Source organism: Amycolatopsis sp. GM8 (assembly GCF_021653975.1).
Lineage (GTDB): Bacteria > Actinomycetota > Actinomycetes > Mycobacteriales > Pseudonocardiaceae > Amycolatopsis_E.
In genome coordinates this window covers 34,088-46,917 of record NZ_JAJKFK010000006.1, presented here as the reverse complement: position 1 = coordinate 46,917, position 12,830 = coordinate 34,088, and the positions used below count along the sequence as shown (strand labels likewise).

General features: G+C 69.7%; 17 protein-coding genes. 10 read left to right on the top strand and 7 right to left on the bottom strand.

Going from position 1 to position 12,830, the window contains the following annotated elements; all coding sequences use genetic code 11:
• Positions 1 to 27 precede the first annotated feature (27 nt).
• Together LOZ83_RS26575 and LOZ83_RS26570 are read right to left on the bottom strand one after the other, a co-directional pair.
• Complete coding sequence (locus tag LOZ83_RS26575) at positions 28 to 381, bottom strand: DUF3040 domain-containing protein (RefSeq protein ID WP_236794416.1); 354 nt, start codon at positions 379 to 381, stop codon at positions 28 to 30.
• A gap of 149 nt (positions 382 to 530) precedes the next feature.
• Entirely contained in the window at positions 531 to 749 is a 219-nt protein-coding gene (locus LOZ83_RS26570; RefSeq protein ID WP_236794415.1) for a hypothetical protein, read from the bottom strand.
• 206 nt (positions 750 to 955) lie between these two features.
• On the opposite strand from LOZ83_RS26570, the gene LOZ83_RS26565 reads away from it, so the two are divergent.
• Positions 956 to 1,957 (top strand): hypothetical protein, encoded by a 1,002-nt coding sequence (locus tag LOZ83_RS26565; protein WP_236794414.1) that lies wholly within the window; start codon positions 956 to 958, stop codon positions 1,955 to 1,957.
• Between the two features lie 403 nt (positions 1,958 to 2,360).
• Here LOZ83_RS26565 and chrA read toward each other — a convergent pair whose 3' ends face one another.
• The 4 genes from chrA to LOZ83_RS26545 are packed head-to-tail and all read right to left on the bottom strand — an operon-like array spanning position 2,361 to position 5,014.
• Positions 2,361 to 3,542, bottom strand: a complete 1,182-nt coding sequence (chrA, locus tag LOZ83_RS26560; RefSeq protein ID WP_236794413.1) for a chromate efflux transporter — start codon at positions 3,540 to 3,542, stop codon at positions 2,361 to 2,363.
• Complete coding sequence (locus LOZ83_RS26555) at positions 3,539 to 3,931, bottom strand: VOC family protein (RefSeq protein WP_236794412.1); 393 nt, start codon at positions 3,929 to 3,931, stop codon at positions 3,539 to 3,541. Before LOZ83_RS26555 ends, chrA begins: the two co-directional genes overlap by 4 nt.
• 6 nt (positions 3,932 to 3,937) lie before the next feature.
• On the bottom strand, positions 3,938 to 4,711 hold the full coding sequence (locus tag LOZ83_RS26550) for an ArsR family transcriptional regulator (protein ID WP_236794411.1): 774 nt from the start codon (positions 4,709 to 4,711) through the stop codon (positions 3,938 to 3,940).
• 42 nt (positions 4,712 to 4,753) lie between these two features.
• Positions 4,754 to 5,014 (bottom strand): metal-sensitive transcriptional regulator, encoded by a 261-nt coding sequence (locus LOZ83_RS26545; protein ID WP_236794410.1) that lies wholly within the window; start codon positions 5,012 to 5,014, stop codon positions 4,754 to 4,756.
• Positions 5,015 to 5,140: 126 nt separating this feature from the next.
• On the opposite strand from LOZ83_RS26545, the gene LOZ83_RS26540 reads away from it, so the two are divergent.
• The 9 genes from LOZ83_RS26540 to LOZ83_RS26500 all read left to right on the top strand — a co-directional run bounded on the left by LOZ83_RS26540 (position 5,141) and on the right by LOZ83_RS26500 (position 12,173).
• Positions 5,141 to 5,536, top strand: coding sequence for a carboxymuconolactone decarboxylase family protein (locus tag LOZ83_RS26540; protein ID WP_236794409.1), 396 nt, complete (start codon positions 5,141 to 5,143; stop codon positions 5,534 to 5,536).
• Between the two features lie 74 nt (positions 5,537 to 5,610).
• Positions 5,611 to 6,003, top strand: a complete 393-nt coding sequence (locus tag LOZ83_RS26535; RefSeq protein WP_236794408.1) for a DUF302 domain-containing protein — start codon at positions 5,611 to 5,613, stop codon at positions 6,001 to 6,003.
• A gap of 43 nt (positions 6,004 to 6,046) precedes the next feature.
• Positions 6,047 to 6,436 (top strand): hypothetical protein, encoded by a 390-nt coding sequence (locus LOZ83_RS26530; RefSeq protein WP_236794407.1) that lies wholly within the window; start codon positions 6,047 to 6,049, stop codon positions 6,434 to 6,436.
• 70 nt (positions 6,437 to 6,506) lie between these two features.
• Positions 6,507 to 7,079 (top strand): DUF305 domain-containing protein, encoded by a 573-nt coding sequence (locus LOZ83_RS26525; RefSeq protein ID WP_236794406.1) that lies wholly within the window; start codon positions 6,507 to 6,509, stop codon positions 7,077 to 7,079.
• Between the two features lie 62 nt (positions 7,080 to 7,141).
• Entirely contained in the window at positions 7,142 to 7,504 is a 363-nt protein-coding gene (locus LOZ83_RS26520; protein WP_236794405.1) for a BlaI/MecI/CopY family transcriptional regulator, read from the top strand.
• On the top strand, positions 7,501 to 8,445 hold the full coding sequence (locus LOZ83_RS26515) for a M56 family metallopeptidase (RefSeq protein ID WP_236794404.1): 945 nt from the start codon (positions 7,501 to 7,503) through the stop codon (positions 8,443 to 8,445). Before LOZ83_RS26520 ends, LOZ83_RS26515 begins: the two co-directional genes overlap by 4 nt.
• Positions 8,446 to 8,561: 116 nt before the next feature.
• On the top strand, positions 8,562 to 9,395 hold the full coding sequence (locus LOZ83_RS26510) for a class I SAM-dependent methyltransferase (protein WP_236794403.1): 834 nt from the start codon (positions 8,562 to 8,564) through the stop codon (positions 9,393 to 9,395).
• 30 nt (positions 9,396 to 9,425) lie between these two features.
• Positions 9,426 to 11,780 carry a cation-translocating P-type ATPase gene (locus LOZ83_RS26505; protein ID WP_236794402.1) on the top strand — a complete coding sequence of 785 codons (2,355 nt, stop codon included), beginning with the start codon at positions 9,426 to 9,428 and terminating at the stop codon, positions 11,778 to 11,780.
• A 126-nt stretch (positions 11,781 to 11,906) separates the two neighbouring features.
• Positions 11,907 to 12,173, top strand: coding sequence for an SHOCT domain-containing protein (locus tag LOZ83_RS26500; protein WP_236794401.1), 267 nt, complete (start codon positions 11,907 to 11,909; stop codon positions 12,171 to 12,173).
• A gap of 12 nt (positions 12,174 to 12,185) precedes the next feature.
• Here the strand turns inward: LOZ83_RS26500 and LOZ83_RS26495 are convergent, their stop codons facing one another.
• Complete coding sequence (locus LOZ83_RS26495; protein ID WP_236794400.1) at positions 12,186 to 12,776, bottom strand: TetR/AcrR family transcriptional regulator; 591 nt, start codon at positions 12,774 to 12,776, stop codon at positions 12,186 to 12,188.
• Between the last annotated feature and the right edge of the window lie 54 nt (positions 12,777 to 12,830).

Sequence of the window (12,830 nt, the reverse complement as noted above, 5' to 3'; positions counted from 1 at the left end):
TCACATGCCAAGCAATTGGCCGGTCGGTCAACCGGTACGAATCGGACGTTCACAACGCGGGCAATCGCTTCCCAGAGCCGGCCATTTTCCCGCGCAGTAGCGGCAGTAGTACCGCCGCGCCCACCACACGATGGCCACCACGGGCAGGACGGCGGTGAGCACCAGCCCAGCGATCAGGCATGCGGTCATCCCGCGCAGGTCGCCGAAGGCGACCAGTGAAACACCCACCGCCACCGCCGCGGTCAGCGCCAGCACCACGTGCAGTGAGGCCGGCCCCGCCTGTCGCATCCCGCTGAGGCGACGGTCGAGCACCGGGTCGGCTGCGCTCAGCGCACGCTCCAGCCCGGCCAGTTTCCGCTCTTCGTCATCACTCAACTTCACGGCAGCAGGATAACCGGATCGGTGCGCATTCCGATACGGCGCGGGCCTCACCATGCGCCGACTCGACCGCCGGATCTGTTGGCACGTCGCCTCGACCGCAGCATCGTCCACTCTGGACCAGTCGTCCGATCGAACCCGAGGACGCCGGCTCAGGCGCCGGCGAGGGTGACGGTGGCGTCGGGCCCGGACGCTCGCCGTTCGCGTCCTGCGGCCGCCCGGTCGAAGTGGACCAGTCCGAGCAGTCCCACCCCGACAGTGATCGCAAGGACAACCCCGTTGCCAAGCGCCTCGCCGCCCTGGTCGTGGCTCAACGCCGAATCGATCGGCTCCCAGGCGTGGGCCAGCACGTCCCACAGCAGGAACACCACGACGCCCGCTCCGCCACTTGCCGACCGGCGAAGCGAGGTCGGGCACGGTGGGGACCGAGCCGGAGCTCCCCGACTCCATCGGTTACCTGGATGCCGTATGACATCTCCCACTTCCGGGAGTCACCCCATCCGCACCTGCCACCGCCAGCCTTTCCGCGATGCGCCGCCACGTGTCAGAGGTCGGCAACAGGGGTACTCGACTCTCCATGCGTATAGCCGCACTGGACATCGGGTCCAACTCTGCCCAGCTTCAGGTCATCGACGTCGCCGCCGGGGCTCCTCCCCTGCCGGCGCACGCGGTGAAGGAGCCCACCCGGCTCGGTGAGGAACTGGAGCCCGACGGGACCCTCAGCGAGCGTGGTGCACAACGCGCCGCGGCGGCGGTCCGGCGCTCGGTCGAAGCGGCCACCCGGCTCGGAGTGGAACAGTTGTACCCGTTCGTCACGGCGGCGATCCGGGACGCCGCCAACCGTGCCGAGGTCATCGACCTGATCGAAGCCGAGTCAGGGATCCGGCCACAGCACCTGTCCGGGGAACAGGAAGCGCGCCTGACCTACTTCGCCGCACATCGTTGGTACGGCTGGTCTTCGGGCCACCTGCTGCTCATCGACATCGGCGGCGGCTCCATGGAACTCGTACTCGGCCGCGACGTGGAACCGGAACTCGCCGTCTCGCTGCCGCTGGGCGCGGGCCGGCTGACCCGGGAACTGCTGACCACCGATCCGCCCGGCCGCCGCGAGATGAAAGTCTTGCGCCGGCACGTCCGCGACACCCTGTCCGAGGTGCTCGACCGGCTACGCTGGGAAGGCACGCCACGACGAGTGGTGGCCACCTCGAAGACGTTCAAGCAGCTGGCCAGGATCACCGGCGCGCCGCCCCAGCGAAAAGGCCCGTTCGCGCGACGGGAACTGTCCCTGGCCGACCTGCGCGGCCAGATTCCCCGGCTCGCCGCCACCGGCACCAAGAAACGCGCCAAGCTCAAGGGCGTTTCCGGCCCCCGCGCCAGACAGGTCGTGGCCGGCGCGCTGGTCGCCGAGGTGACGATGTCCGCGCTCGACCTGAAGTCCGTCGAGATCTGCCCATGGGCCCTGCGTGAGGGAATCCTGTTGCACCACCTCGAAGCGATGTCGGCCACACCCGAACTCCCCCTGCAACCACTGTCCAGAAACACACCGGCGCGGCGCGTACTCGCCCCCGCCGCATCCTGAACCGCAACGCCCATGTGCACGTGGTGGACTTCGGTTCGCGGCGAAGTTGTGCGATTTCGATCCCGCCGGCCAGGTCGCCGTGGATCACGTCCAGCTCGCCTTCGCCGCCGACCAGTGTTGTCCCGTCGCAGTGCGTCACGCCGGCTCGACCGGATGCTGGCCCGACACCCACACACCACCGTCATCTGGTGCCACGCCGGCGTCTCCCGCCGGGTCAAGCCCGGTCGGCAGCACGACGTCGTCGAAGACCTGCTCGGCAAACACCCGCAGTCGCAGGTAGACATCTTTAGCGACTGCTCGACCTCGTCCTCTCCGGCAACGGCGGCCCTTGTCCGGAATGGACGGACGTCAGCACCCGGACCGGTTCGTGCTCGGCACGGATCTCCTCAGTTGCCGGCCACGATTACTGCGGGATCGCCACCCCGGCCAGTGCGAGCCCGGTCCCGGCCGCGGCGGCGGCCAGTAGTGTGAGCACCACGCCCCGGCGCAGGGCCAGTAGCACCACGAGCGCGCCGCCGAGGACTGCGAACTGCCAGGGCTGGGTCAGCGTCAACGCCAGCGGGACGGCCGATCCGAAGATCGCGCCGATCGCGGCCGGCCCGGCACCGTCGAGGAACGCCCGGACGTTCGGGTTACCGCGCAGCCGGTCGAAATGCCGGGCGCCCAGCAGGACGAACGCGAACGACGGGCTGAACGCGATCACCGACGCCAGCACCCCGCCGGCCAGCCCGGCGGCGGCATACCCGACCACGGCAACGGTCTGGACCACTGGGCCGGGGGTGATCTGGCCCAGCGCGACGGCATTGAGGAACTGCCCGCCGGTCATCCAGTGGTAGTGGTCCACCGCGTCGGCGCGCATCAGCGGGATGATCACGAACCCGCCGCCGTAGGACAGCGCACCGACCTTGATCGCCACCCACGCCACCGACGCCAGCACCCCGGCCCCCAGCGCTCCGACGGCGAGCGTCTTGCCCGGGACCATCACCGGCGCCACACCGAACGCCGCGCCCGGCCGCCCGGCGCGGCGCACGACCAGTTCGATCGCGCCGCACGCGAGCAGCACCAGCACCAGCCACGGCCCGAGCAGCGCCGCGGCGGCGATCCCCGCGACCAGATACGCGATCCAGCGCACCCGACGCGCGCTCTGCCGCCAGCTCGCCGGGACCAGGCCGGCGCCGGCGTGCACCGCGACCGCGGCGACGGCGGCCCCCGCCCCGGCACCCGCGCCCCGCACCCAGGCCGGCGGGGTGCCGGTCAGGAACAGCGCGGACAGCGCCAGGATCACGATCAGGCCGGGCACGATGAACGCGACCCCGCCCACCAGCGCCCCAATGCGGCCGCGCACCTGCCACGCGCAGAAGATCGCCAACTGCGTGGACGCCGGACCGGGCAGCAGGTTGCAGGCGGCGATGGCGTCCTCGAACTCCCGCTCCGCCAACCATTTCCGCCGCCGCACGCACAACTGGCGCAACAACGCGATGTGCGTGGGCGGCCCGCCGAAGCCGATACACCCGATCCGGCCCCACTCCAGCACCACCGTCCCGAGACCCGGCCGCGCCGTGTCCGAAATGGACTCCGGCGTCATCGGCCCGCGGGCTGGAACAGTTCCACCGGGTTACCGGAGGGATCGTCGAGCACGATCTGCTGACCACCCGGACCGGTCACGATGTCGCTACGAAAGGGCACCCCGGCCGCGCGCAGCCGGGTCACTTCGGCGGCGATGTCGCCGACGATCAGGTGGATACGGTTCCAGCCGCCGGGCCCTGGCTTGGTGCCATCGGGCATTGCCCGCCCGGCGGAACTCGCCGGGCCGGACAGCAGCAGCCTCAGGTGACCGCGGGTCACGTCGGCGAACGCCGGTGCGGCGCTCATCCGCACGGCGAACCCCAGCTGCCGGGTGTAGAAGTCGATCGCGGCGCCGACATCGTCGACCAGGTACCGCACACTGACCAACTCCGCCAGGTCGGCTGTCAATTCACATCACCCCGTCTTCTCGAATGCGGGCGCCTCGGTGAGACTCGCTGTCAGGTAACGAATCCGGCCGTCCAGTTCCGCCGCCGTGTGGCGGTAGGCCGAGACGGCACCGCCGTCCTGCGCGGCGGGATCGGGCATGCTCCAGTGGATCAGCCTGGGGTGGCTGGGGAATTCCGGGCAGACTTCGCGCACCCGGTCGCAGAGACTGACCACCACATGGAACCGCCGTCGCCGCAGAGTGTCCACATTGGTCGGATCATGGCTCAGGGTGATGCCGTATTCGGACATCACCCGCACCGCGTTGGGGTGTAACGGTTTCGGCTGGCTGCCCGCACTCGCCACCTCGACGCGGTCGCCGGTCCGGTGCCGCAGCAAAGCCTCGGCCATCGGCGACCGGCCACTGTTTCCCGTGCACAGAAACAACACCCGCCAGCGCGCCACCGGAGACGGCGGCGCGGCGGGTTCGAGCCGCAAGCCGGGATGCAGCGCGGTACCCGTGTCCGTCAGGGCTTGCGCGCAGCGGTCGAGATCGAGGTGGTAATAGGTGTCGCGCCCGTCGAAACTGCTGCGCCGTCCCGTGACCAATCCGGCGGCACGCAGCCGCCCCAGGTGGTAGGAGACCAGACTCTGCGGCTGTCCGACCGCCTCGACCAACTCACGGACACGCCGATCGCCGCCCACCAACTCGCGTAACAAGCGCCAGCGCAGCGGATCACCCGCCAGCCGTACGAAGGGCGGCGGCTCGGACGTCACGGTCGATGCCACCGCCCGACAGTACATCAATACAGCTTGATGGATCTACCCCCCGATGCCCGCGGAATGTCAGGCCAGTGCGAGGAACACCTTTTCGAGCTTCTTGACATCCACGCTGTCCGGTCCGCCTTCCTCCAGGCATTGCTGGAGCCCGGTGGCGACGAGGGCGTAGGCGCCACGGCCGATGGCCTTGTTGACAGCGGCCAGCTGGGTGAGGGCCTCCTCGCACTCGGCACCAGCTTCGAGCATCCGGATCACCGACGCGAGGTGGCCGTTGGCCCTCTTCAGCCGCGTGATGACCGTCTTGACGTCGTCCGGTTCGAGCCGCATCTGCTTCCTCCTGTTCGCCGGCGATCCCTTCGCCGAGCACGATCATCATATCCCCCCGGGGGGATCTGGTACGGTGGACTCAGATCCCCCCGGGGGGATATCCGTCAGACCTCAAGGGACGAAACGATGACCGCGACCGCACAGGCCTCCGACCACGGCAAGACAGTCCTTCACGAACTCGCACCGCTGCATCGCCAACTGCGGCAAGCCATCCCGGACGTGTACCGCGGCTTCGGTGAGCTCTCGAACGCCGCCTTCGCCGACGGTGAACTCCCGCGCCGGACCAAGGAACTCATCGCCCTCGCCATCGGCGTCGTCGAAGGCTGTGACGGCTGCATCGCCTCACACGGCCAGGCCGCCGCGCGCGCCGGCGCCACCCGCCAGGAAGCCGCCGAGGCCATCGGCGTCGCCTTCCTCATGCACGGCGGCCCCGCCACGATCCACGGCGCCCGCGCCTACGACGCCTTCTGCGAGTTCGCCGACGCCCTCGACACCGCCGACACCGCCGACTCCCCCGCCTGACGGTCCACGCATCCTCGGCCGATAGGGCCGGTCCGCACTAGCCTTTACACGACGCATCTCAAGGAGCGGCCACTATGGACTATGCCCGCACGATCACGCTGAAGGATCCCTACGAGCAGGCGGTGCCGAAGGTCAAACAGGCGCTGCTGGAGCAGGGCTTCGGCACGCTGACCGAGATCGACGTCCGGGCCACCCTCAAAGCCAAGCTCGGGCAGGACATCGAGCCCTACGTCATCCTGGGCGCCTGCAACCCCCAACTCGCCCACCGGGCGCTGGATGTGCAGCGCGAGATCGGCTTATTGCTGCCGTGCAACGTCGTCGTCCGCGACGCCGGCGGCGGGCGCACCCTGGTGCAGGCACTGGATCCGCAGATCATGGTCGCCGTGCCCGAGGTCGATGACCTGCAACCGATCGCCGACGAAGCCACCCGCCGCATCCAGGCCGCCCTCGACGCGCTGACGGCCTGAAACCGCACCGCCGTTTCACCGCGGCGCCGGTTACCGTATGACCATGAGCAGCGCCACCCGCCACCAGGTGACGCACTGGCTGCTGCTCACAGTCCTCGCGCTGGGCCTGATCGCGATGCACCACGCGCCGGCCGAGCGCGATTCCATGACTCACGGCACCATGTCCGCGATGACCGCCGAGCCGGCACCGACATTGTCCGCAGCGCCACAGACGGACGATCACGACATGGCCGCGATGCTGCACCAATGCCTCGCCGTGCTCGGACAGCTCACCTTCGGCGCGCTCCTGCTTCTTCTGCTGCTCCTGGGCGTCGCCCTGCTCGCGGCCGGGCATCGCGCGCCACGCGTCCGGGCACGCGCCCGCGCGCCTGACCACCGGGCCGGTCCGGGTGGCCGGTCCCTGCTCACTTCGATGTGCGTGTTGCGGCTGTGACGTGGTGCGCGGCGCCTCCGGGTGCCGTTTCGCCTTGCTCACAACCACACACGACATCGAAGGAAACATCGTGAACAAGACAATTCTGGGTATCGCCATGTCCATCGGCCTCATCCTCGCGGGGTGCGGCACCGGCGACTCCTCGCACAACGGCATGGGCATGATGAGCAGCAGCCCCGCGCCCGCGTCGGCCCACAACACCGCCGACGTCACCTTCGCGCAGGCGATGATCCCGCACCACCAGCAGGCCATCGAAATGGCCGGGCTCGCCGCGTCGCGCAGCACCAACGCCAAGGTCAAGGACCTGGCCGGCCGGATCCAGAGCGCGCAGGACCCGGAGATCCAGCAGATGCAAACCTGGCTCGCACAATGGGGCGAGAGCGCCATGCCGGGCATGAACCACGGCTCGATGACCGGCATGATGACCGACACCGACATGGAGAAACTGCGGCAGGCCGGCGGCCTCGCGTTCGACACGCTGTTCCTGCAGCTGATGGTCCAGCATCACCAGGGTGCCATCGAGATGGCCAGGACCGAGCTGGCGCAAGGCTCCAGCACCGATGCGAAGGCACTGGCCCAGCGGATCATCGACGGCCAGACCGCCGAGATCACCGAGATGCGGCAACTGCTCACCACGATGTGAAACGCCGCGGCCCTGTGTCGCGATGTTCTGCTGACGGCGATCGCGGGGAGCAAGGAGCTGGGGTGTTCGGTCTCGGTGACCTGGAATCCGCGGTGATGGCCGTGCTGTGGAATTCGGCGGAGCCGCTGAAGGTCCGTGGGGTGCTCGAGCGGATGAGCACCCCACGGCAGCTGGCGTACACGACCGTGCTGACGGTGCTGAACAACCTGCACCGCAAGGGCTGGGTCGAACGCGAACTGACCGGCAAAGCCTTCATCTACCAGGCCGCCATCGGCCATGAGGAAGCCGCGGCCCGCGCCCTGCGCGACATTCTGGAGTCCTCCACCGATCCCGAAGCCGTGTTGCTGCATTTCGCCCAATCCACGTCTGCGGAAGAGTCCGAGGCGCTCCGCAAGGGCCTGCGCCGGAAAGCGCGCCGGAGATGATCGCCGCGTTCGCCCTGCTCCTCGGCGCGCTTGCCGCGGCGTGGGCGGTTCCGCGGCGGCTGTCGGTCGCCGACCTGCGGCGGCATGATCCCGCCGTCCTCATCGTGGCGTGGTTGCTGTCGATGTTCGGCGTCCTCATCGCCGTCGTGACCGGCGTGGTGCTGCTCCTGCTGCCCAGCCACGGTGACGTCGGCGTGCTGCTGGTCTCGGTGCACCACTGCTGGAGCACCATCCAGCACGGGGCCTCCCCCGAGACCGAGGAGTTCGGTGGCCTGGTGGGCGTGCTCGCGGTTGTCACGCTCGCCGTCCGGCTGGCCGTCGTCGCCGTCCGTGGCATCCGGCGCCGGGCGAGGACGCGCCAGGATCACCTGGCCACGCTGCGCCTGGCGGGACGCTCCGATGGCGGGTCGCCCGCGACGTTGTGGGTGGCACACGAGCGCCCGCTGGCGTTCAGCATCGGCGGCCGTCGCGGCGTCATCGTCGCGACCGAGGGACTGCACCGGCACCTCTCCGGCGAGAGCGTGGCCGCCGTGCTCACCCACGAACGCGCCCACCTCACGGGACGGCACCACCAACTGCTCGCCGCCGCCGACGCCCTGCGCGCGGCGTTCCCCGTGCTACCCGTGTTCCAGCAGGCTCCCGTGGCGCTCCGCGAGCTGGTCGAGATCGCCGCCGACGTGACCGCCACCCGCGCACACGGCCACGCCGCCGTTCGGGCCGCGCTGCTGTGCATGTCCGAGCGTGGCGCGCCCGGAACCGCCCTGGCCATAGCCCGTGACGCCGTTCCACCGCGCCTCGCCCGCCTGGATCGCGGCACCCGGCCACCGGGCCGTGTGCGCCGGCTCATCGGATGTGGCGCGGCAGGACTCGCCGCGGCACTCCTCCCCGTCACCGTCGCGGCCACCTCCGCCGTCGCCGCGGTGATCGTCGCTTGTCCCTGAACAAAAAGGAACTTCTAACGCGAATAGTAGGTACGGGACACCTGCGGTAACGATCTACTATCCGGCTTCGTCTTACGACGGGTAGTAGGTGGCGAAATGGACCGCAGGAGGCGCCGATGTCGCGCACCCACACGAAAACACCAAGCCGGGCCGACGCCGTCACGGCGCAATTCGCCGGCTCACCCGAAGTGTCCGAGTACGCGGCGGCGCACAGCGGCGGCGGCACGCCCGCGCGGTACTACCGGTCCCGGTTTCATGCGGTGGACAGCGTGCTGGCGGGCTGCCCGGGCGGCGAACTGCTGGACGTGGGGTGCGGGCCCGGCATGCTGGTCGAGCACCTGGTGCGGACGCGACCCGACGCGTTTTCCATCACCGCGTGCGATCAGTCCGTCGCGATGATCGATGCGGTGACGGCGAAGGTCGGGCACCGGGAGGATGTGCGGGTGTCGCTCGGCAGCGTCGAGAAGATGCCGTTTCCCGATGCCTGCTTCGATGTCGTGCTCGCGACCGGCGTACTGGAGTACGTCAATGTGGACCGCGCATTGCCGGAAATCACCCGGGTGCTGCGCCCCGGCGGCGTAGCGGTGGTGACGATGCTCAATCCGCTGAGCCCGTACCGGCTGGTCGAATGGGGCCTGTACTGGCCCGCGCGCCGCGTGCTCGGGCGGGTCGAAGCGGCGCTGGGCGTGCCGCCGCAGCACCGGCACGGCGCACGGCGCACCGGGATCCGCGCTCTCCCGGCGCGACGCCTGCGCCACAAGCTCAGCGGTGCCGGTCTGCTGGTCGAGGACCTGGTCTTCTACGACGTCACCTACCTGGTGCCACCGCTCGACAGGCTGCGCCGCCGGCGGGACGATCCGGATTCGACAGTGCGCCGGCGTGGCGTGGGTCGCATACTGGGCACTGCCTACCTCATCGCCGCGCGGACCCCCGGCAGATCGGCCCCGTGATCACAGCAATGGCCCAGGAAGGCGGACGCGATGCCTGATCACACCAGCGCCGCCGCTCACACGACCGTGATCCTCGACGTCGGCGGGCTGCTGCGGATGTCGGAGCAGAACGTGGTCAATGCCCGGCTGCGGCGCCAGGCGGGCGTCCTGGGGGTCGAGACGAATCCGGTTGCCCAGACGGCGACGGTGACGTTCGACCCGGCGCGCACGTCGGTGTCACAGCTGCGGCAGTGGGTCATCGAGTGCGGCTACCACTGCGCCGGCCAATCGGTGCCGCACCACATCTGCGATCCGCTGGCCGAACCCGGCGAGACGGTCCGCTCGCCGCAGGAGGCGATGGGGCACGGCGGGCACGCGGGGATGTCGATGGCGGCCATGGTCGCCGACATACGCAACCGGTTCCTGGTGGCGCTGGTGTTCTCGATCCCCATCCTGCTGTGGTCCCCGATCGGGACCGACGTGTTCGGGCTGAACCTGCCGGTGCCGTTCGGCTCGCGGCCGGACGTGTGGTCGCTGGTGCTGAGCCTGCCGGTGATCTTCTATTCGTGCTGGATCTTCTTCGACGGCGCCGTCCGCGCGCTGCGGGCCCGGACGCTGGACATGATGGTGCTGGTCGCGGTCGCGGTCGGTGCCGGGTGGCTGTATTCGCTGGTGATCACGCTCACCGGTGGCGGTGACGTGTTCTACGAGGCCGCCACCGTGCTCGCCGCGTTCGTGCTGCTCGGGCATTGGTTCGAGATGCGCGCCCGCGGCGGCGCGAACGACGCGATCCGCGCCCTGCTCGATCTCGCCCCGCCCAAGGCCGTCGTGCTGCGCGACGGCGAGGAGGTCGAGGTCCCCACCGCCGAGGTCGCGCAAGGTGACCTGCTGCTGGTGCGGCCGGGCGCCAAGATCGCCGTCGACGGTGTGGTCGAGGACGGCGAGAGCGAGGTCGACGAGTCGATGGTCACCGGCGAAAGCCTGCCGGTGCACAAGGCTCCCGGCGCGCAGGTGATCGGCGCGACCATCAACGCCAACGGCACACTGCGGGTCCGCGCGACGAAGGTCGGTTCCGACACAGCGCTGGCACAGATCGTGAAACTGGTGCAGGAAGCCCAGAACTCCAAGGCACCCGGGCAGCGGCTGGCCGACCGGGCCGCGTTCTGGCTCGTGCTGGTCGCGCTCCTCGGCGGTGCCGCGACGCTGGCGGTGTGGCTGGCCACAGGGAGCACTTTCGCCACCGCGATCTTGTTCGCCATCACCGTCGTCGTCATCACCTGCCCCGACGCGCTCGGGCTCGCGACCCCGACGGCGATCATGGTTGGTACCGGGCTCGGCGCCAAGCGGGGTGTGCTGTTCAAGAACGCCATGGCGCTGGAAACCTCCGCCCACATCCAGGTCGTCGTGATGGACAAGACCGGCACCCTGACCAAGGGCGAACCCGAGGTCACCGACGTGATCACCGCCGACTCCGACCAGCTCCGGCTGGTCGCGGCGGTGGAACGCGAGTCCGAACACCCACTGGCCGAAGCGATCGTCCGGCACGCCGACGCGCGCGGCCTCGCCGGCGCCCGGGTCGAGCGCTTCGAGAACGTGCCCGGTCACGGCGCCATCGGCCAGGTCGGCGGGCACCGGGTGGTGGTCGGCAATCGGCGCCTGCTCGATCGGGAAGGCATCGACCTGGGGCCGCTGGCCGCCCGCCGGGACGAACTCGCGGCGACGGGCCGCACCGCCGTACTGGCCGCCGTCGACGGCACCGCCGCGGCCGTGATCGGGATCGCCGACGCGCCCCGCGACACCTCCCCCGCCGCGGTCGCCGCGCTGCACGACCTCGGTGTCGAGGTCGTCATGCTCACCGGCGACAACCAGGCCACCGCCGACCGCATCGCCCACCAGCTCGGCATCGACACGGTCATCGCCGAGGTGCTCCCTGGCGACAAGGCCGCAAAGATCGCCGAACTCCAGCAGACGGGCCGCACGGTCGCGATGGTCGGCGACGGCGTCAATGACGCCCCCGCGCTCGCCCAGGCCGATCTCGGCATCGCGATCGGCGCCGGCACCGACGTCGCCATCGAAACCGCCGACGTCGTCCTCATGCGCTCCGACCCCCTCGACGTCCCCACGGCCCTGCGCATCGGCCGAGGGACCCTGCGCAAAATGCGGCAGAACCTGGGCTGGGCCATCGGCTACAACGCCGTCGCCCTCCCCATCGCGGCCGGTGTCTTCGTCCCCGCCTTCGGGCTGATGCTCCGCCCCGAGATCGCCGCCCTGTCGATGTCCGGCTCCAGCCTGATCGTCGCGCTCAACGCACTCGCCCTCAAACGCCTCCGCCTACCCGCGGCGTCCACAGTTGTTTCGACACCGGAGCCCCGTCCGGTCACGCCGACCCCAATCGCAGGCTCCTGACGGGATCTGACCCCGCCTGCTCAGGACTTTGTGCTCCGCCCTTGGCGACCTTGTCCCATCACCATGAGCAGCCAGGAGCACCAGGCTCAGTGACATCCTTTCCCAGGAGCGTCAGGAGAATTCGTCATGATGTACTGGTACGGCAACGGAATGAGCGGCTGGGGCTACGCACTCATGACCGTCAGTACCATCGTGTTCTGGGCAGTGATCATCGCCGGAGCCGTCGCGCTGGTCCGCTACCTCGGCCGCCGACCGCAGAACAGCGTCGAGGCACGCCCGACTCCCGAGCAGCTACTCGCCGACCGATTCGCCCGCGGGGAAATCGACGCCGGGGAATACCAGCACGCCCTCGACGTGCTCCACCAACGACACCGTTCCGATTCGGACTTCTAGCTCGCCCGGCATTCAGTGGTCCGGCAGGAGTTGAGCCGCGAGCGATCGGGCTGTGGCGGTGAGTGTGGCCGTGTCCAATCCGGTCCGGCTCATGAACACGATCCCTTGTTGCGCGGCCAGGAGAGCCCGCGCCAGCGCGATCGGATCCGTGTCGGCCGGCAGGTCGCCCTCGCGCTGGGCGCGGGCGACGCAGTCACCGATCAGCGCGGTGGACGTCTCGTAGGTGCGGTGGGCGTGGGCGAGAACCTCCGGATCGGCACTACCGAGCTCGCAGGTGCTGTTGGCCATCAGGCAGCCACGCCGTGTGCCAGCGTCGGTCGGGTCGTCGATCGGTGCCTCGAGGAGCATGCGTAGCGCGTCCACGGCCCGTGGTGCCTCGGCGAGGGCTTCCCGAAGAGCACCATGGCTGTCCTCGGTGTAGCCGCGCAACGCCCGCAGGAAGAGCTGACGCTTGTCGCCGAACGCCGCATAGAGGCTGCCTTTGCCCAGCCCGCTGACCCGCATCAGGTCTTCCAGCGAAGTCGCGGCGTAGCCGGCGTCCCAGAACTGATCACGGACGGCGTTGAGCACCTGCTTCTCGTCGAACGATCGCGGACGTGCCATGTGCACCAGGATAGAGATTCTTGACCGCTCGGTCCACCATGCTTATGGTGGACC